At 69.9% G+C, this 21,082-nt stretch carries 19 protein-coding genes, 1 tRNA gene and 1 pseudogene; 15 read left to right on the top strand and 6 right to left on the bottom strand.

Going from position 1 to position 21,082, the window contains the following annotated elements; genetic code table 11:
- Positions 1 to 78: 78 nt before the first annotated feature.
- From ACR5MH_RS08440 to ACR5MH_RS08405, 8 genes and pseudogenes are all read left to right on the top strand, one after another.
- Entirely contained in the window at positions 79 to 1,167 is a 1,089-nt protein-coding gene (locus tag ACR5MH_RS08440; protein ID WP_431346834.1) for a prephenate dehydrogenase, read from the top strand.
- Entirely contained in the window at positions 1,164 to 1,880 is a 717-nt protein-coding gene (cmk, locus tag ACR5MH_RS08435) for a (d)CMP kinase (RefSeq protein ID WP_431346833.1), read from the top strand. Before ACR5MH_RS08440 ends, cmk begins: the two co-directional genes overlap by 4 nt.
- Positions 1,873 to 2,670, top strand: a pseudogene (locus ACR5MH_RS08430) (GTPase); the annotation flags it as partial. The gene cmk and the pseudogene ACR5MH_RS08430, both read left to right, overlap by 8 nt.
- 53 nt (positions 2,671 to 2,723) lie before the next feature.
- A complete protein-coding gene (locus ACR5MH_RS08425; RefSeq protein WP_431349367.1) occupies positions 2,724 to 3,377 on the top strand; it encodes a GTP-binding protein in 654 nt (217 codons plus the stop codon).
- A gap of 256 nt (positions 3,378 to 3,633) precedes the next feature.
- Positions 3,634 to 5,979 carry a glycosyltransferase family 2 protein gene (locus tag ACR5MH_RS08420; RefSeq protein WP_433862493.1) on the top strand — a complete coding sequence of 782 codons (2,346 nt, stop codon included), beginning with the start codon at positions 3,634 to 3,636 and terminating at the stop codon, positions 5,977 to 5,979.
- Entirely contained in the window at positions 5,979 to 7,604 is a 1,626-nt protein-coding gene (locus tag ACR5MH_RS08415) for a chitinase (protein ID WP_431346832.1), read from the top strand. The genes ACR5MH_RS08420 and ACR5MH_RS08415 overlap by 1 nt, the downstream gene beginning before the upstream one ends.
- 238 nt (positions 7,605 to 7,842) lie before the next feature.
- Positions 7,843 to 7,916: transfer RNA gene (locus ACR5MH_RS08410), tRNA-Pro, on the top strand.
- Between the two features lie 316 nt (positions 7,917 to 8,232).
- Positions 8,233 to 8,577 carry a hypothetical protein gene (locus ACR5MH_RS08405; RefSeq protein ID WP_431346831.1) on the top strand — a complete coding sequence of 115 codons (345 nt, stop codon included), beginning with the start codon at positions 8,233 to 8,235 and terminating at the stop codon, positions 8,575 to 8,577.
- A 90-nt stretch (positions 8,578 to 8,667) separates the two neighbouring features.
- Here the strand turns inward: ACR5MH_RS08405 and ACR5MH_RS08400 are convergent, their stop codons facing one another.
- Positions 8,668 to 9,447: an ABC transporter permease gene (locus ACR5MH_RS08400; RefSeq protein ID WP_431346830.1), complete on the bottom strand. Its 780-nt coding sequence runs from the start codon at positions 9,445 to 9,447 to the stop codon at positions 8,668 to 8,670.
- Between the two features lie 103 nt (positions 9,448 to 9,550).
- A complete protein-coding gene (locus ACR5MH_RS08395; RefSeq protein WP_431346829.1) occupies positions 9,551 to 9,745 on the bottom strand; it encodes a hypothetical protein in 195 nt (64 codons plus the stop codon).
- Between the two features lie 132 nt (positions 9,746 to 9,877).
- On the opposite strand from ACR5MH_RS08395, the gene ACR5MH_RS08390 reads away from it, so the two are divergent.
- Positions 9,878 to 10,372, top strand: a complete 495-nt coding sequence (locus tag ACR5MH_RS08390; protein ID WP_431346828.1) for a peptidoglycan-binding domain-containing protein — start codon at positions 9,878 to 9,880, stop codon at positions 10,370 to 10,372.
- A 110-nt stretch (positions 10,373 to 10,482) separates the two neighbouring features.
- Here the strand turns inward: ACR5MH_RS08390 and ACR5MH_RS08385 are convergent, their stop codons facing one another.
- The gene (locus tag ACR5MH_RS08385) at positions 10,483 to 11,661 is read right to left on the bottom strand and encodes an ROK family protein (RefSeq protein WP_433862492.1); all 1,179 of its coding nucleotides are present in this window, start codon (positions 11,659 to 11,661) and stop codon (positions 10,483 to 10,485) included.
- Positions 11,662 to 11,809: 148 nt separating this feature from the next.
- Between ACR5MH_RS08385 and ACR5MH_RS08380 the strand changes: the two genes are divergently transcribed.
- From ACR5MH_RS08380 to ACR5MH_RS08355, 6 genes are all read left to right on the top strand, one after another.
- On the top strand, positions 11,810 to 12,952 hold the full coding sequence (locus tag ACR5MH_RS08380) for a Gfo/Idh/MocA family protein (RefSeq protein ID WP_431346826.1): 1,143 nt from the start codon (positions 11,810 to 11,812) through the stop codon (positions 12,950 to 12,952).
- Positions 12,949 to 13,986: a TIM barrel protein gene (locus tag ACR5MH_RS08375; RefSeq protein ID WP_431346825.1), complete on the top strand. Its 1,038-nt coding sequence runs from the start codon at positions 12,949 to 12,951 to the stop codon at positions 13,984 to 13,986. The genes ACR5MH_RS08380 and ACR5MH_RS08375 overlap by 4 nt, the downstream gene beginning before the upstream one ends.
- A gap of 1 nt (position 13,987) precedes the next feature.
- A complete protein-coding gene (locus ACR5MH_RS08370; RefSeq protein WP_431346824.1) occupies positions 13,988 to 15,118 on the top strand; it encodes an ABC transporter substrate-binding protein in 1,131 nt (376 codons plus the stop codon).
- A gap of 187 nt (positions 15,119 to 15,305) precedes the next feature.
- Positions 15,306 to 16,151, top strand: coding sequence for an ABC transporter permease (locus ACR5MH_RS08365; RefSeq protein WP_431346823.1), 846 nt, complete (start codon positions 15,306 to 15,308; stop codon positions 16,149 to 16,151).
- A complete protein-coding gene (locus ACR5MH_RS08360) occupies positions 16,148 to 16,960 on the top strand; it encodes an ABC transporter permease (protein WP_431346822.1) in 813 nt (270 codons plus the stop codon). Before ACR5MH_RS08365 ends, ACR5MH_RS08360 begins: the two co-directional genes overlap by 4 nt.
- The gene (locus ACR5MH_RS08355; RefSeq protein WP_431346821.1) at positions 16,960 to 18,033 is read left to right on the top strand and encodes an ABC transporter ATP-binding protein; all 1,074 of its coding nucleotides are present in this window, start codon (positions 16,960 to 16,962) and stop codon (positions 18,031 to 18,033) included. The genes ACR5MH_RS08360 and ACR5MH_RS08355 overlap by 1 nt, the downstream gene beginning before the upstream one ends.
- 208 nt (positions 18,034 to 18,241) lie before the next feature.
- Here the strand turns inward: ACR5MH_RS08355 and ACR5MH_RS08350 are convergent, their stop codons facing one another.
- The 3 genes from ACR5MH_RS08350 to ACR5MH_RS08340 form a co-directional block, all read right to left on the bottom strand.
- Positions 18,242 to 19,909, bottom strand: a complete 1,668-nt coding sequence (locus ACR5MH_RS08350) for an amidohydrolase (protein ID WP_431346820.1) — start codon at positions 19,907 to 19,909, stop codon at positions 18,242 to 18,244.
- A gap of 121 nt (positions 19,910 to 20,030) precedes the next feature.
- A complete protein-coding gene (locus ACR5MH_RS08345; RefSeq protein WP_433862622.1) occupies positions 20,031 to 20,441 on the bottom strand; it encodes a LysR substrate-binding domain-containing protein in 411 nt (136 codons plus the stop codon).
- Positions 20,372 to 20,965: a LysR family transcriptional regulator gene (locus ACR5MH_RS08340; RefSeq protein WP_433862491.1), complete on the bottom strand. Its 594-nt coding sequence runs from the start codon at positions 20,963 to 20,965 to the stop codon at positions 20,372 to 20,374. The genes ACR5MH_RS08345 and ACR5MH_RS08340 overlap by 70 nt, the downstream gene beginning before the upstream one ends.
- Between the last annotated feature and the right edge of the window lie 117 nt (positions 20,966 to 21,082).

Raw genomic sequence — 21,082 nt, 5'->3', positions numbered from 1 at the left:
CGGGCGGCGCGTCGGCGCGAATCTCCTTCGGGAGGAAGGCAGGCGGGCGGCGGTTTCCGGCCCGACTAAGGTGGATGCGTGACTGAATCCGCCTCTCGGGTCGCCGGACCCGTCCGCGTGGTCGGTGCGGGCCTGCTCGGGGCGTCCGTCGGGCTGGGGCTGCGCGCCCGCGGTGTGGACGTACTGCTCGCCGACGCCTCTCCGGCCCACCTGCGCCTCGCCGCCGACTACGGCGCGGGACGGCCGGACGACGGGGCCGCGGAGCCCGCGCTCATCGTCGTGGCGGTGCCGCCGGACCTGGTGTCGCGCGTCGTCGCAGAGGAGCTGGCGGCGCATCCCGCCGCCGTCGTCACCGACGTCGCCAGCGTCAAGGGTCAGCCGCTCGCCGAGCTGGTGGAGTCCGGCGCCGACTTGTCCCGGTACGTGGGGTCGCATCCCCTCGCCGGGCGGGAGCGCGGCGGTCCCAGCGCCGCCCGGGCCGACCTGTTCATCGGGCGCCCCTGGGTGGTCGCCGCCCGGCCCGAGAACGCGCGCGCGTCGGTCAACCTGGTGGAGGCCCTCATCCTCGACCTCGGCGCGACGCCCGTCGAGATGGCCGCCGCCGACCACGACGCCGCCGTCGCGCTCGTCTCGCACACGCCACAGATCGTCGCGTCGCTGATGGCGAAGCGGCTCGCGGCCTCCACCGACGCCGCGCTCGGGCTCGCCGGACAGGGCCTCCGCGACGTGACCCGCATCGCCGGCAGCGAGCCGGAGCTGTGGGTGCAGATCCTCGGCGCCAACGCGCCCGCGATCGTGGCGATCCTGCGCGCGTACCGTGAGGACCTCGACCGGGTGCTCGCGGCGCTGGACGATGTCGACGCCGCCGGCGCGCGCCGCACCCTCGCCGAGGAGATCGCGGGCGGCAACCTCGGCGTCTCGCGCCTGCCGGGCAAGCACGGCCAGGACAAGCGGTTCTCCAGCCTCGTCGTCATGGTGGACGACCGGCCGGGCGAGCTCGCACGCCTCCTCGCCGAGCTGGGCGAGCTGGACGTGAACCTGGAGGACCTGCGCCTGGAGCACTCGCCGGGCGCCGCTTTCGGCCTGGCGGAGATCGCCGTGCTCCCCGAGGTGTGGCAGCGCACCGTGGATGACTTGACCGACCGCGGCTGGAGGATAGCCGGATGACCGACCCCACCGACCCCACCGACACCACCGACCGACCCGAGGGCGCCCTCCCGATCGTCGTGGCCGTCGACGGCCCTGCCGGGAGCGGCAAGTCGTCCGTCTCCAAGGCGACCGCTCGCAAGCTCGGCTGGTCGTACCTCGACACCGGCGCCGCCTACCGCGCGCTGAGCTGGTTCGTCGTGCAGCGCCGGCTCGACCCCACCGACTCCGCCACCGTGATCGACGTGCTGCCCGACTTCGACTACCGGATCGGCACCGACCCCGACACCTACCACGTGTTCGTCGGCGACCACGACGTCACCGAGGTCATCCGCGAGCCCGAGGTCACCGCCGTGGTCAGCGCGATCGCACGCGTGCCGGAGGTGCGGGAGTTCCTCACCGGACTGTTCCGGTCGATCATCGCCCACGGTGAGAAGCGCGGCATCGTCGTGGAGGGCCGCGACATCACGACCGTGGTCTGCCCGGATGCCCCGGTGCGCATCCTGCTCACCGCCGACGAAGAGGTTAGAATGGCCAGGCGTTCTGCCGAGTTGATCGGCCATTCCGCCGACCACGTCGGTGAGGCCCTCCGCAGACGCGACGCGGCCGACTCCCGGGTCGTGGACTTCATGAACGCCGCAGACGGCGTGACCACCGTCGACTCCACCGACCTCGACTTCGACCAGACCGTCGACGCGGTCATCGCGGTCGTACAGAAAGAGACCCATGTCTGACATCGAGAACGAGCCCACCGGCGCCGACGACCTGGTCGAGCGCCTCGCCGGCCTGGACGAGAACCTGGCGGTGCAACGCGCCGCCGCCCTCCGCAGCGGTCTGGAGGAGTACGAGCTCGACGACACCGACCTCGACCTCCTCGGAGCCGTCACCGAGGACCCGGACGCGATCACCTATCTCCCCGCGTTGCCCGTGCTGGCCATCGTCGGACGCCCGAACGTCGGCAAGTCGGCGCTCGTCAACCGCATCCTCGGCCGCCGCGAGGCCGTCGTGGAGGACACCCCCGGTGTCACGCGCGACCGCGTCTCCTACCACGCGGAGTGGAACGGCCGCCGGTTCACGATCGTCGACACCGGCGGCTGGGAGCCCGACGCCCGCGGCATCGACGCGTCCGTCGCCGCGCAGGCCGAGGTCGCGATCGACCTCGCCGACGCGGTTCTGTTCGTGGTGGACGCGACCGTGGGAGCGACCTCCACGGACGAGCACGTCGTCCGGCTGCTCCGCAAGACCAAGAAACCCGTCTTCCTCGCCGCCAACAAAGTGGACGACGCCCGCCAGGAGCCGTACGCGACCGAGCTGTGGTCGCTCGGCCTCGGCGAGCCGTGGCCGGTCTCGGCACTGCACGGCCGCGGCGTGGCGGACCTGCTGGACGAGATCCTGAAGGCGCTGCCGGAGGTCTCCAAGGTCGCCAAGCGGGAGGTCGGCGGGCCGCGCCGCGTGGCCATCGTCGGCCGCCCGAACGTCGGCAAGTCGTCCCTGCTCAACAAGGCGGCGGGGAGGAGCGCGTCGTCGTCAACGAGCTCGCCGGCACCACCCGCGACCCGGTCGACGAGCAGGTCGAGCTGGGCGGAAAGGTGTGGCGGTTCGTGGACACCGCCGGCATCCGCCGCCGCGTGCACCTGCAGCAGGGCGCCGACTTCTACGCGTCGCTGCGCACCTCTACCGCGCTGGAGAAGGCGGAGGTCGCCGTCGTCGTGCTCGACGTGTCCGAGCCGATCAGCGAGCAGGACGTCCGCATCATCGACCTCGTGCTGGAGTCCGGCCGCGCGCTCGTGCTGGCCTTCAACAAGTGGGACCTGCTGGACGACGACCGCCGCCGTTACCTGGAGCGGGAGATCGAGCAGGACCTCGCGCACGTCTCCTGGGCGCCGCGCGTCAACATCTCGGCGCGCACCGGCCGCCACCTGGAGAAACTGGTGCCGGCCCTGGAGCTGGCGCTGGAGTCGTGGGACACCCGCATCCCGACCGGCAAGTTCAACGCCTTCCTCGCGGAGCTCACCGCCGCGCACCCGCACCCGGTCCGCGGCGGCAAGCAGCCGCGCATCCTCTTCGGCACGCAGGCGACCAGCCGCCCGCCGACATTCGTGGCGTTCACCACCGGCTTCCTCGACCCCGGCTACCGGCGCTACATCATCCGTCGCCTCCGCGAGGTGTACGGCTTCGAGGGCACCCCCATCGTCCTCAACATGCGCGTCCGCGAAAAACGTCAGCGCTGAACTCCCGGGTACGCCCCTAATCGGTCGGAGACCGCCGAGTACGCAGACTGTTCGCGTACTCGGCGGTTTCGCGTCAAGGGGGCGCGCCGGGGAGGGAGGGTGAACGGACGGGGATGCGGCACCCCCAATGAGGGGGCGACTCGGTTGGGGGTATTTGTACCCCGGTCTGTCCTCACTATTGTGGACCTCTGAGAGAGCTACCCGACTGCGCTACCCGAAGGCGCAGGCTCTCGTCATCGAGGACGCATACCCGAAAATGAGTTCTACAAGTTCATACACGCCTGCCCGGAAACGGCAGTGGGGCGCCGAGCGCCGCACAGAACCGCTTCCCACGGTCCACCCGAAGCCCTCGGACCGGAAGATCACCTGGAGCCGGGTCGCCATCGTCGCGACCATCGTCTTCTGGGCGATCTACGTCGTCACCACGATCATCCGCCAGTTCCTCGTGCTCGGCACGCAGGACTTCCGCTTCACGATGGAGGCGATCGGCTACACCGTCGTCGTCACCTTCCTCACCTTCTCGGCGCTGATGTACCTGGTCGCCCGCCAGGGTGCGCTGCAGAGATTCCAGAAGCATGTGCGCGTCCCGCGCGCCGAGCTCGACCGGCACTTCGCCCAGCACCAGCCGTCCATCACGGTGCTCGTGCCCTCCTACGCGGAGGAGCCCGAGGTCGTGCGGATGACGTTGCTCTCGGCCGCGCTGCAGGAGTTCCCCTCCATGCGTGTCGTGCTGCTGGTCGACGACAACCCCGACCCGACCGACCCGGCCGTCGCCGAGCGGTTGAACGCCACCCGCGCCCTCGCCGACAGCATCACCGGCCAGCTCGCCGAGCCGCGGTTCCGTTTCTCGGACGCGCTGCTGCGCTTCGAGCTGGGCGACGAGCGCGCCTTCGCCGACGACGCGGCCGCGCTGGAGTTGGCGGGCCACTACCGCTGGGCCGCCGAGTGGCTGTACGCCCAGGCCGACGCGCACGGGATCGAGGACCACGTTGACGTCTTCTTCGCCGACCAGGTGCTCCGCGCCCTCGGCGACGAGTTGGCCCTGACCGCGGAGGCCGTGACGGCCGCCGTCGGCGAGGGCGCCGCGCTCACCACCGCGCGGGTGGCCCAGCTCTACCGCCGCCTGGCCTGGACCTTCGACGCCGAGCTGATGATCTTCGAGCGCAAGAAGTGGGCCTCCCTCTCGCACGAGGCCAACAAGGCGATGAACCTCAACGCCTACATCGGCCTCATGGGCGGCACCTACCGCGTCGAGGACACGCCGGACGGCCCGATCCTCAACCCGGTTCCCGCGGGCTCCCGCCGGCCCGGCGACATCGAGATCCCGGACAGCGACTTCCTGCTGACCCTCGACGCCGACTCGATCCTGCTGCGCGAGTACTGCCTGCGGCTGACCTACTTCCTGCAGCAGCCGGACAACGCGCGCGTCGCCGTCACGCAGACCCCGTACTCGTCGTTCCGCGGCGCCGGCACCCGCATCGAGCGCCTCGCCGGGGCGACGACCGACATCCAGCACATCCTCCACCAGGGCAAGAGCTTCTACGGGGCGACGTTCTGGGTGGGCGCGAACGCGGTGATCCGCAAGCGCGCGCTGGAGGACATCGTCGAGACCGAGTGGGTCGGCGGCTTCGAGGTGCGCCGGTACATCCAGGACCGCACCGTCATCGAGGACACCGAGTCGAGCATCGACCTCGGCACCCACGGCTGGACGCTCGTGAACTACCCGGAGCGGCTCAGCTACTCCGCCACCCCGCCCGACTTCGGCTCGCTGATCGTTCAGCGCCGCCGCTGGGCGAACGGCGGCCTCCTCATCCTGCCGAAGCTGTGGAAGCAGGTCCGCGAACGCAAACGCCGCGGCGAGACCGTCTCGCGCATCGAGCTGCTGCTGCGGGTCAACTACATGGCCTCCATCTGCTGGGCGAGCTTCGGCCTGGTGTTCCTGCTGGCGTACCCGTACGACGGCCGCCTGCTGAGCCCGATGGTGCTGCTGGCCGCGCTGCCGTACTTCATCAGCCAGGCGAGCGACCTCCGCTACGCCGGGTACAAGGGCACCGACATCTTCCGGATCTACGGCTTCAACCTGATCCTGCTGCCGGTGAACCTGGCCGGTGTGCTCAAGTCGATCCAGCAGTCGCTGACCGGCAAGAAGATCCCGTTCGCCCGCACGCCGAAGGTGAAGAACCGTACCGCGTCGCCGCTGCTGTACGTGATCGCTCCGCTCGCGATCATCGGGTTCTCGCTGTTCACGCTGTGGCGGGACTGGAACGCCCACAACTGGGGCAACGCCGCGTTCGCCGCGTTCAACGCGACCCTGGCGATCTGGTCGCTCGTGGCCTACATCGGCATCTGGAACACGGTCGTGGACATCTGGCTCGGCCTGACCAAGCCGCTGTACGTCGAGAAGAAGCGCAAGCGCTCCGCCCCGGCGACCGCGCCGGTCACCGAGTCGATCGACTGGCGGTCGGTGCTGTACCACGGCCACGCCGGCGGGGAGGTGCCGCACTTCGAGCACACGACGGTGCGGGAAGACGGTGCACTGGATGCTCCGCTCGACGCGCCGGTCGACGCTCCCGTCGTCGATGGCGAGAGGCAGGCCGCCTGATGTCCCGCAAGGACAAGAAGGCGGCCGCCTCGGCCACCGCCTCCGCGACCGACCGGCTGCAGGCTCCCGAGTCGGACTCCGGTCGTCGCCTCTCGCCGTGGCGGGTGATCGGCGCCGGTCTCGTCGCGGTCGTCGTCGTCTCGGCCGGCGTGGTCGGCTTCCAGTGGTGGAGCGCCCGCGCCTCGGTGGACGTCAAGCCGTGGTTCGCCTCTTTCGTGGATGTGACCGCGACTCCGAAGTACGCGTTCGAGAACCTGGGGGCGACCTCCACCAAGGACGCCGTGCTCTCGTTCATCGTCTCCGACCAGACCAACCCGTGCACGCCCTCCTGGGGCGGCGCGTACACGATGGCCGAGGCGCGCGGCTCGCTCGACCTGGACCGCCGGATCGCGCGGCTCCAGCAGCAGGGCGGCACTGTCGCGGTGTCGTTCGGCGGCCAGCGGAACCAGGAGCTCGCGGTCGGCTGCACCGACCCGAGCGAGCTGAAGAACGCCTACGCCTCCGTGGTCGACCGCTACAAGATCGGCACCGTCGACCTCGACCTCGAGGGCGACGGTCTCGTGAACACGGACGCCGCCGCGCGCCGGGCCACCGCCATCCACGACCTCCAGCAGGAGCGCCGCGCCGCCGGCAAGGGACTCGCCGTCTGGCTGACCCTCCCCGTGTCGCCGACCGGCCTGACCGTGGACGGCACGAACGCGGTCGCCGCCATGCTGAAGGCGAAGGTCGACCTCGCCGGCGTCAACCTGATGACGATGGACTACGGCACCGCCAAGGCTGCGGGAACGTCGATGGCCGCGACCTCCGAGGCCGCGCTCACCGCCGCGCAGAAACAGCTCGGCGTGCTGTACGACCGCGCCGGGACGCACCAGTCCGACCCGAGCCTGTGGGCGAAGATCGGCGCGACCCCGATGATCGGCCAGAACGACGACGAGGGCCAGGTGTTCGGCCTCGCCGACGCCAAGACACTGAACGCGTGGGCCGTCTCGACGGGCCTCGGCCGCATGTCGATGTGGTCGGCGAACCGCGACAAGACCTGCGGCTCGAATTACGTGGACACCAGCGTCGTCTCGGACGCGTGCAGCGGCGTCAACCAGGGCAAGGCGACCTTCGCCGGCCTCCTGTCGAAGGGCTTCGACGGCCGCATCGCGCTGGGGGAGGGCGCCGTCACCACGGCCGAGCCGACCTCCGCCGCCGCCACCGACGACCCCGCCCACTCGCCGTACCCGATCTGGTCCGGGAGCAGCTCGTACCTGAAGGGCACGAAGGTCACCTGGCACCACAACGTGTACCAGGCCAAGTGGTGGACCAAGGGCGACGTGCCGGACAACCCGGTGCTGAACGCGTGGGAGACCCCGTGGGAGCTGGTCGGCCCCGTGCTGCCCGGCGAGGCCCCGATCCCGCAGCCGACCCTCCCGCCTGGCACGTACGCGAACTGGAGCGGCGAGGCCGCCTACGACAAGGGCGCCCGCATCCTCTTCGACGGCGTCCCGTTCGAGGCCAAGTGGTGGACGAAGGGCGACAGCCCGGAGGCCGCCAGCGCGAACCCCGACTCGTCCCCCTGGGCCCCGCTCACCCAGGACGAGATCGACACGATCCTGGGTGGTGGCACCACCCAGAAGTGACTCGGCGGCGGGGTGCTGCCCGGTTTCGCGCACCCCGCCGCCGACCCACCTGGCCCTACCGCTGCGGGGCGGGAGGTCCGGGCGTCGCGTCGCGCCTCCCTCGTCGGGAGGAAGGCCGCGCGGCGCTGTGTCGGCGGGGCTACTGTGGCTTTCGGGTTGGTCACGACCGGCCTCGCCGACACGCTACGATAGATGAGTTGTCCCGCTTGGCGCTCTCACGGCCTGGGTGGGACAGCAACGGGCTGTGGCGCAGCTTGGTAGCGCACTTGACTGGGGGTCAAGGGGTCGCAGGTTCAAATCCTGTCAGCCCGACGTTCTGAAAAGCCGGAGGGGCACGAAGGTCGCATCGCGACCACGTGCCCCTCCGGCTTTTTCAGAACTCGCTGCTGACTAATGGGGTCCCCGCCCGCGAGGGGCCCCGGGCGCCGACCCGAGCGCAGCGAGGGCCGGCGTCTGGGGGAGCGGGTGGGGCGCAGCCTGGTGACGGGCGTGGAGAAGTGTGGCACGTCGTTTGGCCGCCTCGCCCGGTCGTTGCACAGGACGGACCGATGGGTCTACTTTTCACGCATCGGGATCACAGCACCGTTCTTGTGGGGCGCTTTTGGAGGGCACGGAACTTGCTTTGCGGTTGAGCTACGACCTCGACGGTGTCACCGACCGCGAGGTGTTCCTCGACGCCGTGACTTCATCGTTGGAAGCGATGTTCCCGTCTGAGGCCCTCGGCTGGGTGGGCCTCGATCCATCGTCGGGAGATCTTGAGATCCGCGGGACCGGGCATGCGGGCCGGCCAGACGTAGTCGATGCGGTCAGCCGGAACATGTACCGGCACCTGCAGCTTCTCAGCTACACGTCGACGAGCGCGACGATCGGTCTCGCCGCGGAGCTCGAACCGGACGGCATCGCCGCCGACACGCTGTGGCCCCGGGACGCCGGACGAAGCGCTGTTCCCCGACTTCTTCTTGGACTGACTTGAAATTCGGAGCAGTTCGCATCCTCCGCGCGCAGTTCAAGCAGAACGTTCGGCGCGGACCCTGGCTAATCCGGGTAGGCAACTCTGGCCGGATCAGTGCCGTCGGGCGGCCGTGCGTGCCTCCGCCTGATCCCAGATGAAGATACGCGCCGCAAAGAGGGTGCAGATCACCGTCACCACGCCCATCATCGCCCAGAGCGCGTAAACGCTGACGAACGGAACAGTGCCGGCGATATCTGCGCTCGTCGCTTGAATAAACCACGTCGTAGGCACCGAACGCATGAGCGCGAGGACCACGTCTGGAACGCCTTGCAGAGGGAACATCGTTCCTGATGTGAGAACGATGAGCACCGGAATGAGGCCGCTCAATTGCCCGATCAAGTCAGGGTTTCTGGAACGCGAAGCTAGGAGGAAGCCGAAAGAGAACAGCATCCCCAGTCCAATTGCCAACGTGACAGCCAACCGGCCGGAGTGGGCGAATGATGCATAGCCTTGTGTCCACGCGATGATCACGACGGTGGCCGCCTCGGCGAGACCCAGGAGGATGCGAATCGGTGATTGGGCAAGGATGAACGTGAGGCGCGGGAGCGGCGTCGTGCCGAGGAGACGCAAGGTTCCGCGCCCTCGCATGCTGACGATCGGCACGGATGTCCCGAGGAACACGATTGCCATGAATCCAGCGATGAGAGTCGTGCTCAGGTTGATGCGAAGGATGTCTGTCTCGACTGTCCCGTCTTGCCGGATGACGACGATGTCGGATGGCGCATAGCCTGCGGCCTCGATGGCGCGGGCGATGGGGATCCACGCTGGGGGAGCCGGGTACGCGAGCGTTACGAGCGCGTCGGAGTCTCGCAGGACAACCGTGGCCGTCACCCCATCTCCCAAGGTCGGTTCCGCAACCGGTCGGACTCCGATTCCCTCTACGTCCAGGCTGCGGGTGACCGCAGCCTCCTAAAATGGCGAACCGACCCGACCTCTACTCCCGGAACACCCCCAGCATCCGCTCCCGGTTGTCCCCGAGCGCCCGCTCGCAGCCCGACACGCAGTGCACATCCTGCGGGGCTGTGCGGAAACCGGCCTGGCCCGGGTTTCCGAGCATCTTCACCGTGCCGTCCATGCGCTTTCCGCAGACGGGGCAGTCCGCCGTCCGCAGTTCGATTCTGATCGCCATGCGCCCACGGTAGGCCCCCCATTCGCGGGACACGCGCGGCCACGCGGGCGGCCGCGGAACGTCCAGGAACCATGCCTTGCCGTAGACCGGGCGGTCTGCCACACTGGCGGCGCTCGGACGAGAGGAGTCATCATGCCGAATCCAGGACAGCCTACGGTGCAGGAGGGCGACACCGGCGACGCGGTCAAGCGGGCCCAGCGCGCGGTGCGGCGCACACCGAACCTCGGCATCGTCGTCGACGGGATCTTCGGGCCCGCGACGAGGGCTGCGATCGTCGACTTCCAGAGCGGCGCGGGACTCGTCCCCGACGGGATCGTGGGCCCGCTCACCTGGGCGGCCCTCCCTGACGGCGGACCGATGCCGGTGCTCAGCGAAGGCTCGGCGGGCGCGGTCGTCTCCAGCCTCCAGACCGTTCTCACCAACGGGGCCGACCAGTGGGGAGGTGTCACGCCGGGCGGGATCGACGGGATCTTCGGGCCCCACACCCGCGCGTCGGTGGAGGCCTTCCAATCCTGGGGCGGCGTCGCGGTGGACGGTGTGGTCGGCGACCAGACCTGGAGCGTGTCCCTGCACGCGGCCAGCGCCACGCTGGAGACGGCGGTGGGGTTGGAGTACGTCGTCTCCTGAAGGAAGACGCATTGGAATCTCCTGCCGGACGGCCTTCGGCAGGAGTTCGGGTGCGTGTCGCGCCTGAGTATCCTGCGGGAGCGGCTGCGGGAGCGGGAGCGGGGACGCGGCTAGCTGGCGGCCTCCTGGGCGGGGAGGGGGATGCGGGCGGGGCCGATGGCGGCCACGCCGGCGGGGGTGAACAGCTGCTCGCCGAGCGACTCGATGCACATGCGCAGGCACCCGGTCAGCACTCCGGCGTCGCCGTACTGGGAGCCGCGCAGGCGGGTCTCGATGGGGCGGTCGTTGGTGGCGAGCTTCCGCTCGAGCGCGGGGATCAGGAGGTCCTGCAGCGTGCCGAGCGAGCCGCCCAGGATGATCTCCTCCGGCGCGAGCAGCCACGCGATCAGGGTGACGCCCGTGCTGAGCGCGCTCGCGAGGCGGTCGACCTCCTCGAGTGCGTGCGGCTCACCTGCGCGTGCGGCGGTCACCAGCTCCCAGGTGGCCGCGTGGCCGGGTGCGAGCTCGTCATCGAGGTCGACCAGCAGCGGGCTGACCAGGTCGTGGAGGCCGAGGTCGCGCGCCCAGCTCACCTCACCGGCGGCGCCGTCGCGGCCGCGGTAGAGCTCGTTGCGCAGCACGAGACCGATGCCGATGCGCTCGCTGTCCGAGAAGATGTAGGCGAAGTCCTGCACCTCGCCGTCGCGCGACCACTTCTCACCGAGCGCGGCGACCTTCGCGTCGTTCTCGACACGGACCGGGCAGTCGAACAGCTCGCCGACCGCGTCGCGCAGTGAGAAGCCGGTCCATTCGGGCATGGTCATCGGCAGATCGACCATCCCGTCGTCGCGCACGATGCCCGGGGTGGAGACGGTGACGGCGACGACGGCCGAGCGGTCGACGCCGGCCTCCTCCAGGAGGCGCGTCACGCAGTCGTCCAGGAGGCTGAGGCGCTCGGCCCGGGAGGTCTTGATCGGCAGGGGCATGCGGAGGTCGCCGAGGATCGTCGTCGCCAGGTCGGCGACGGTCGCGTGGATCTGGCCGGCCTCCAACTGGAGGGCGACCACGCACGCAGCGTCGTAGCGGAACGCGAACGAGCGCGCCGGGCGGCCCACCGGCCGGGCGTCGGGGGAGGCCGCGGCCAGCTCCACCACCCAGCCGGACTCCATCAGGTCGTCGAGGATCAGCTCGATCGTCCGCCGCGACAGCCCGGACTCCTGCTGCAGCTCGGTCATCTTCGCCGGACCGCTGCGGTACAGGATGCCGAGCGTACTGGCGGCGTTGCGCTGCCGCATCTCCACGTGATCCATGAGTGGTCTACCCCTTCGTGCCAGTGCCTGATCATACGCGAGAAAAAATAGTTTTGCTATTACCGCGCATAATTGCTAACGTTCCCGTTCAACAGCGAAAAGCAAATGTGCTTCTGCCGCTGAGAGCTTCGAAGAAGAAGGGTGAGCGTTGACTGTTCAGAAAGACCGGATCGGCGTCGGCATCGTCGGCTGCGGCAACATCTCGGGCGCGTACTTCCGCGGGCTGGAGCGCTTCGACGGCCTCCGCATCGTCGGCTGCACGGACCTGAGCCAGGAGCTCGCCCAGGCGGCGGGGGAGCGCTACGGCGTCCCTGTGTTCCCGAGCGTGGCGGAGCTGGCCGCAGCGGAGGGCGTCGACATCCTCGTCAACCTCACCCCGCCGCTCGCCCACGAGAGCGTGACCCGTGCCCTGCTCGCGACGGGAAAGCACGTGTTCACGGAGAAGCCGCTCACGGCCTCCTTCGCCACCGCGGCCCCGCTCGTGGCCGAGGCCCGCGAGCGCGGTGTGCTGTTCGGCTCGGCGCCGGACACCTTCCTCGGCGCGGCCGGGCAGACGGCGCGCGCCGCCGTCGACGAGGGCCTGATCGGCGAGGTGATCGGCGCGAGCGCGTTCGTCACCCACAGCAAGGCCGAGCTCTGGCACCCGGACCCGACCTTCCTCTTCATCCCCGGCGGCGGGCCGGCCCTCGACATGGGTCCGTACTACATCGCCGCGCTGGTCAACCTGCTCGGCCCGGTCACGAGCGTCTCCGCCCGAGCGCGGATCGGCAGCACCGTCCGCCCGGTCTCCACCCCCGGTCGCCGAGTGGAGTCGATCGACGTCACCATCCCGACTCACGCCTCGGCGACGCTCGACTTCGCCTCCGGCGCGATCGGCACCGTGCTGGCCAGTTTCGACGTCTGGGACCACCAGCTCCCCTTCATCGAGCTGTACGGCTCGAAGGGCACGCTCAGCGTCCCCGACCCGAACAACTACGACGACGCGGTGCGCGTGCGCCTGCACGGAGAAGAGGAGTGGCGCGAGCTGCCTCCCGTCATCGGAGGCTTCACCGATGGTCTCCTGGAGGAACTGCTTCCGCTGCGCGGCCCCGGCGTCGCCGACCTCGCCGCCGCGCTGACCGGCGAGCCGCACCGCACCAGCGCCGACTTCGCCCTGCACGTGCTGGAGGTGCTCGACGCGATCGCGAACGGCACCGACGGCGTCCACACCCTGACCACCACCTGCGAGCGCCCCGCCCCCTCCACGGAGACCTGGCGCTCGGCATCCCTCGAGGAGACCGCGATCGCATGACCGCCACCACCACCGCACCCACCATCACCGCACCGGCCACGACCCGCGCGTTCGGCGTCGACCTGATCACCTTCTTCGACCCGGGCTTCTGGGGCCTCACCGGCCGCGAGGAACTCGAAGCGCTCGCCGCCGCCGAGCCGCGCCGTGTCTGGGACACCATCCTCGACTCCCTGCTGGAGGCCGGCGTCGCCGAGTTCGAGATGACCTTCGCACCCGCCGACCGCCTCACCGCGATCGCCGCATACGGCTCGGTGGAGGCCTTCGCCGCCGAGCTCGAGCGCCGCGGACTCTCGGTGGTCAGCGCCTACTTCGCCGACATCGAGCACGCGGAGGACGTGACCGACCCGGCCACGCGAGCCGCGATCCTCGCCGCGGCCGAGACCGAGGCCGCGTTCCTCGCCGGCATCGGAGCCTCCTTCCTGGTCGCCGGCCTCCCGATGCGGCGCAACAACGCGCAGGGCGACGGGCTGGCGCCGGTCGACCTCGCGACGGCGCTGCCGATCGCCGACATCGCCAACGAGGTCGGCGCGATCGCGAAGCGGCACGGCGTGACCCTCGCCCTCCACACCGAGAGCCACTCGGTGTTCTGGACGCCGCGCGACGTCGACCTGTTCCTGCTGCTGACCGACCCGTTCCTCGTCGCGTTCTGCCCGGACACCGGCCACATCGTGCTCGGCGGGGAGACCCGGTCCAGCTCGTCTCGCGGCACCGCGAGCGCGTCGTCATCGCGCACTGGAAGGACGCGGCCGGCGCGTTCCGCGAGCACGCGCTCGTGGACGGCGACATCTTCGACCGGCACCGCCCGTACTTCCGGGCCGCCGGCCAGGGCATCGTCGACTGGCCGGCGTTCGCGGCCACGCTCGCCGAGATCGGCTACGAGGGCGGCATCCTTCTCGAGCTCGACGCGGCCTCCGACCCGGTCGGGCAGCTCATCGCGGCACGCACCTACCTGGAGGACGCCACCGCCGGCATCCTCTGATCCACCTCCACCGCCAAGAGTGGAATCATGCACCAACACAACAAGGAGAGAATGACGTGAACATCTCACGCAGCACCAAAGGGCAACGGCGCCGCTCCATCGCACGACGGGCCGCCATCGCCGTCGGAGCGACGGTCGCGGCCGCCGTCGCCCTGACCTCGTGCTCGCTGTCGCCCAGCGCCTCGGGCAGCGGCAGCGACACGCTGACCGTCGCCATCTGGAAGGGCTACGGCGCCGATCTGCCCTGGGTCGCCACCGACTTCAAGAAGCAGACCGGCGCCACCCTCAAGTTCCAGTACATCGACTCGGAGTCGAACGAACTCCAGCTCGTGAACAAGGCGAACGGCGCCATCGACGTCGCCCTCCCGAACATCCAGTACATCGGGCAGGGCATCGACCAGGGCATCTTCCACACGCTCGACACGTCCAAGCTGACCAACTACAACGACTTCTACCCGGACTTCTCCGGCCGCAAGGAGATCCGCAAGGACGGCAAGCTCTACGGCGTCCCGTGGACCTGGGGCAGCACCGGCCTGTTCTTCGACAAGAGCAAGGTGACGCCGACCCCCGACTCGCTCAGCGTGCTGTGGGACCCGAAGTACAAGGGGCAGATCGCGCTCATCGACGACGCGACCGTGCTCGTCCCGATCACCGCCCTCTACCTCGGTGAGGACCCGCAGAGCCCCGACATGGCGAAGGTGACGCCGGCGCTGCAGAAGCTGAAGGACAACGCCAAGCTGCTCTACTCGTCGACCGACGACCTGGCCAAAGGCATCGCCAGCGGATCGATCGTCGCGGGCATCGCGAACTCCGACGGCATCGGCGGGCTGGTCGCCGGCAAGGCGCCGGGGACGACGAACTTCACGTACGAGATCACCAAGGAGGGCGCGGTCGGCTGGATCGACAACTGGGCGATCGCTGCGAAGACGCAGCACCTCGACCTCGCCTACAAGTGGCTCAACTACATGACCGGCAAAGAGTTCCTCAGCAAGTGGGCGAACACTCCCGCCGACTCCTCGCCGGCCCCGGCGAACAAGTCGGTCGTCGCGTCGCTCGAGCCCGCCACCCTGGACCGCCTGCAGGCGAACCCCGACAAGATCTCGAGCCTCGCGCTGCAGCTTCCGCAGCCCGCGGACCGGCTCCAGTCGTGGGTCGACGCCTGGACGCAGGTGAAAGCCGGCTCCTGATGACCACCGCCCCGCTGTCCCTGGCCCGCCGTCCCCGGCGGCGGGCCAGGGGGCCCTGGGCACGGGTTTCCTGCTCACGCCCGGCGGCCTCCTGCTGCTGCTGTTCGCCCTGCTGCCGCTGGTCGCGCTGCTGATCATCGGGTTCACCAACGGGTCCGGCGGTTTCACCGTCGAGAACTTCACGGAGATGTTCTCCAGCGCGGTGTACATGTCGTTGCTGGGTCGCACGCTGCTGATCGCGTTCTCCGTCGCCGTGGTCAGCATCGCGCTGGCCTGGCCGGCGGCGTGGGCGCTGGCCCGCTACACCAGCCCGAAGGCGAAGCCGCTGATCCTCGGGTTCGTGATCATTCCCTACATCACCTCGCAGCTTCTGCTGATCTACGGGTTCGTCAGCCTCATCCAGGCCGGCGGTCCGGTGATGTCATTCCTCTCGGCCATCGGCGTCGCCGACCCGCAGGCGTCGATCATGTACACCCCGGCGGCGAACGTGCTCATGCTGGTGCAGGAGTCCATCCCGACCGCCATCCTGGTGATGTACTCCGCGTCGGAGCAGATCAGCGGGTCGGTGCTGGAGGCCTCCCGCACCCTCGGCGCCTCCAAGGGCTTCGTGTTCACCCGGGTGATCTGGCCGTTGTCGACCGCGATGATCGGCGTGAACTTCGCCCTCACCTTCGTGCAGACGGTCGGCGCGTTCGCCGAACCCACCATCCTCGGCGGCCCGAACGGGCAGATGCTCGGCAACGCCATCTCGGCGCAGCTCTCGGCGGGAGTCCACCAGCAGTTCGCCGTGGCGATGTCGCTGGTGCTGCTGGTGACGTCGCTGGCGATCGTCGGCGGCGTGACCGGGCTGCTCACCTGGTCCCGCAACGCGTTGTCGGGCGTCTCCAAGGCGGGACGGCCCAAGGCCGAGCGGGCGACCGCGCAGGCGCGGCTGGCGGAGGACGCCCTCACGACCGAGGACGCGCTCGCGAACCACGAGGTCGTCTCGCGCGTCGTGCAGCCGTCCGCACCCACCGAAGGAGTGCTCCGATGAAGCTCGCAGTGCTGCCCCGGCTGATGAAGGTCTGGCTCTACGTGGTGCTGGTGATCTTGGCACTGCCGCTGCTGGCGATGACCGCGCTCAGCCTCAACCAGTCCCGGTACGGCACGTTCCCGTTCCACTTCACCTTCGACTGGTACGCGAACCTCTCGCACGACCAGGCCCTCGTGGACGCGCTGCTCACCAGCCTCAACCTGGCGACCCAGGCGACCATCTTCGCCGTGATCGTCGGTACGCTGCTGGCGCTCGGGATGGCGCGCAGCCGCATCTTCGTCACCGCGCCGATCAACAGCCTCCTGCTCGCGCTCCTGACGGTCCCCGCGCTGATCCTCGCCGCCGGGTTCGTCGTGGTGTTCGGCTGGCTGGGCCTCGGGTCGAGCACGCTCGGGCTGATCCTGGCGTCGATCGTGACCTCCCTGCCGTTCGTGGTGCTGATCGTCTCCGGCCGTCTGCGCGACCTGAACCCGCACTACGCGGAGGCCGCCCACTCGCTCGGCGCCGGTCCCCTGCGGACCTTCCTCACCATCACCATCCCGCTGATCGGACCCTCGATCATCGCGGGCGGTCTGCTGGCGTTCGTGATCACGTTCAACAACTTCGCGATCCAGCTCTTCCTGGCCCCGATCGGGGTCTCGACCCTGCCGGTGCAGATCTACTCGATGGTGCGCCTCGGCGTGACCCCGGATGTGGATGCGCTGGCGACGATCATCATCCTCTCCACGGTGCTGCTGGTGGTCATCCTCAACTGGTTGTCCGGCAACGCCGCCAAGCTCTTCACGACCTCAACGAACAAAGGAAACTGATGGCCGAGCTGACTGTCTCTCGCGTCTCCAAGACCTTCAACGGCACGCGCGTGCTCGAACCGCTGGACCTGACCGTCGGCGACGGCCGGTTCTGCTGCATGCTGGGCTCCTCCGGGTCCGGCAAGTCCACCCTGCTGCGCATCGTCGCGGGGCTGGAAGACCCCGACGAGGGCGCCATCCGGGTCGGGAACCGGGATGTCACCCGGCTCTCGGTGGAGAAGCGCAACATCGGGTTCGTCTTCCAGAACTACGCCCTGTTCCCGCACCTCTCCGTGCTGTCGAACGTCATGTACGGGCTCCGCGCCCGCCGCACCCCGCGGTCGGCGGCGAAGAAGAAGGCTGAGGAGATGCTCGGTCTGGTCGGCCTGGGCGACTTCGGCGGCCGTTCGCCCGCCCAGCTCTCCGGCGGTCAGCAGCAGCGGGTCGCGCTGGCGCGTGCGCTGGTGACGTCCCCGGACCTGCTGCTGCTGGACGAGCCGCTGTCGGCGTTGGACAAGAAGATTCGCGGCGAGATGCAGCGCGAGCTCAAGCGCATCCACCGCGAGACCGGGCTGACCACGATCATGGTCACGCACGACCAGGAGGAGGCCATGGACCTGGGCGACCAGGTGATGATGCTGGACCACGGCGTCGTGCAGCAGAACGACACCCCCGAGAGCATGTACCGCACGCCGGGGAACCGGTTCGTGGCGCAGTTCCTCGGTGGGCAGTCCCTCGGCATCGGCGTCGTGCACGGCTCGGGGCCGTCGGCCACGGTGGAGATCGGAGGGCTGTCGCTGACAACGTCGCAGGACGACCTCCGCGAGGGCGACCGGGTCGACGTACTGGTCATGGCCGAGCGCGTGCGCATCCTGCCGGACGACGCGGCCTCCACCGCACGGTCCGCCTCCGGGACGCTGCGCGCGGTCGACTTCTTCGGGCCGTTCGCTCGTGCGGAGATCGTCGCGGGCGACCTCCGCATCCCGGTCACGATGCTGTCCCAGGCCGCGGACGCGCTCACCCCTGGCCAGCAGGTCCGCTTCGCCATCGCCCCCGAAGGCCTCCACGCCTTCCCAGGAGAGCGCGCGGCCTGAGCACCACGCTCCAGCCGGAGGCGGCATTCGTACCGAATGTCGCCTCCGGCAGCGCCTTACGCAACATTCGTCACGAATGTGGCGTCCCGCGTGGCTGCGCATTCGGCACGAATGTCGCCTTTGGCGGCGTGATTCGCGACATTCGTCACGAATGTGGCGTCCCGCGTGGCTGCGCATTCGGCACGAATGTCGCGGCTCGGTGGGGCGCCTACGCGCGGAATACGGTGACGCCGGCAGAGACGGTCTCCAGCACGCGGGCGGTGTCGAGGCCGCGGCCGTCGGAGATGTCGCGGTCGAGGAGGACGAGGTCGGCGGCGTAGCCGGGCGCGAGCCGTCCGGTCGTCCCCTCCATCCGCCCGATCCACGCCGCGGTGCCCGTGTACGCGTCGAGCGCGGTCGCGAGCGGCAGCGCCTCGGAGGCCAGCAGCGGTTCGGTCAGCGCCGGCCCGGTCGCGTGCGGGTCGGTGGAGGGCGCCAGCCGGGTGGTGCCGGTGTGCATCGCCCACAGCGGGTTCGGGTCGGAGACCGGCCAGTCGCTGCCTCCGACGATGCGGGCTCCGTGCCGGCGGAGCGACTCGAACGGGAAGTGCCGGCCCGCGCGGTCGTGGCCCATCATCGGCAGCTTGCGCTCGACGATCTCGGTGTCGGTGCGCGCCCAGAGCAGCTGCGCGTTGGCGGTGACGTCCAGCGCCGCGAAGCGGTCGAAGTCGGCCGGGTCGACCACGTCGAGGTGCGCGAGCTGGTGGCGGCCTCCACCGGGGCCGTTGACGGTTCGGGCGTGCTCGACCGCGTCCAGGCACTCCCGCACGGCGCGGTCGCCGACGGCGTGCAGGTGCACGTCGAAGCCGCGCGCGTCGAGTTCGGCGACGATCGCCTTCAGTCGCTCGGGTGGGATGAAGGAGTCGCCACGCTCGCCCGAGCCGTCGGCGTACTCCTCCAGGAGGGCGCCGGTGTGGTTCTCGATGACGCCGTCCTGCATGATCTTCACGACGCCGGCGGTCACGCCTGCGGCCTCCGCCGCCCGTGAACGCCGGGCGACCAGCTCGTCCACCTGCTCCAAGCCGCGGTCGCGATCCCACCACTGGCAGAGCACCACCCGCGCGGTGAGTGCGCCACGGGAGGCCAGGGCCAGGTAGCTGTCGAAGGAGTCCGGCCCGAGCTCGCTCTTGCCCACGGCCGCGTCGTGCCAGGTCGTGATGCCGACCGAGTGGAGGCGCTGCTGCGCGGCGAGGATCGCCTCCTCCAGGAACCCGGGCGGAGGCGGCGGCGTGATCGCCTCCAGCGCTTGCACCGCGGTGTCGAGCAGCACGCCGGTCAGTCGTCCGGTGTCGTCGCGCACGAACCGGCCGCCGAGCGGGTCGGCGACGTCGTCGCGGACGCCCGCGGCCTCCAGGGCCCGGGAGTTGACCCAGACGCCGTGGCCGTCGTGGCTGGTGAGGATGACCGGGCGGTCCTGGACCACGGCGTCGAGCAGCTCTCGGGTGGGGAGGCCGCCGGGGAAGACGTCGCCGTACCAGCCGACGCCGACGATCGTCTCGAGCTCGGGATGCGCGGCCGCGTACGCGCCGATGACCCGGCTGTACGCGTCGGCGTCGTGCACCGGCATCAGGTCGATGCCGAGCAGGGAGCTTCCCGCCATCGGCGGGTGCACGTGCGTGTCGTGGAAGCCCGGGAGGAGGGAAGCGCCGCCCGCATCCCGCACAACCGTGCCGGGGTCGCGGAGCGCGGCGAGCTCGTCGTCCGCGCCCACCGCCGCGATGCGGCCGTCGCGCACGAGCACTCCGCCGTCCCGCCAGACGCCGTCGCCGAGGTACAGGCGGCCGTTCGTGAAGTGCAGGGTGGTGGGGTGCAAGGTCGTGGTGTGCAGACTCGTCATCGGCGTCCCTTTCGCGTATCCGACCAGTCTCGGCGGACACCGTTGATCACGCAAATAGTTTCGCCTGGATCAGTTCATCATCCATGCAGATGCGTGATGCGCCCGAAACGTCCCCGTCATCTCACGCGCGCAGCGGCTCCGGATTCAGCGCATCGGCCACCACCTGCGCTGCGATGTCGCTCACCGCGCGCGCCCGGGCCGTCGCGCGCACCGAGCGCATCGCCGCGAGCACCACCGGGAGGGCGGGCACGCTGTCCGCGATCGGCAGGGCGACCACCCGCTCGCCGTCGTAGCTGAGGTCGTGCTTCGGCCGCTGGTTGAGGATCGAGAAGCCGTGGCCGTGCGCGACGAACGCCCGCACCGTCTCGTAGTTGAGCGACCGGTGCCGGATCTCCGGCTGCAGCCCCGCGCCGGCGAGGATGCCGAGGAAGTACTCCCGGCTGTGCGGCAGGTCGAGCAGGATCATCGGCTCCCGCGACAACTCGCGCAGAAAGACCTGCGGCGAGGCGGCGAGCGGATGGTCGGCCGGCAGGAGGACGTGCGGGGAGCGTCGGAGAGTACGGCGGTGCGGATGTCGTTGCCGAAGCCGAAGTCGTAGCCGATCAGCAGCTCCACCCGGCCGCTGCGCAGCGCCGCCCTGGCGCCGTCGGTGTCCAGTTCGTCCACCTCGATGTCGAGGTAGGGATGCTCGGCCCGCACCCGGCTGACGATCGCCGGGAGGATGAACGGCGCGAGTGTGACGAAGCAGCCGATGCGGATGGTGCCGCGCACCTGGTTGTCGATGCCGCGCGCGGTGTCGAGCGCCTCCTCCAGGTTGAGGAGCAGCGCCCGGGCGTCGCCGAGGAACTGCTGCCCGGCCGGCGTCAGTGTCAGCCCGCGCGAGCGCTGCCGGATGAAGAGCTGCGCGCCGACCTGCTGCTCGAGCTGCGCGATGGCCGACGAGACGGCGGACTGGGCGACGAACAACTCCTCCGCTGCGCGTGTCATCGACAGGTGCGTCGCCGCCTCGATGAAGTAGCGGAGCTGCGCGAGCGTGACGTCCGGCTTCTTGGTCATGGGAGGCCTCCCGTCGGTCCGGCCGATGACGGCGATGTTTCGGTTCCGTTTCCTACGGCCCGGCATCTCGCGAAGTGATGCAGTGCTTCAGGCAACCTTACTTGATAGATGCGCCGG

This window comes from Streptomyces sp. L7, assembly GCF_050990935.1.
GTDB lineage: Bacteria > Actinomycetota > Actinomycetes > Actinomycetales > Microbacteriaceae > Leifsonia.
Note: the sequence above shows the minus strand (reverse complement) of the source record. Positions and strands in the feature narration are given on the sequence as shown.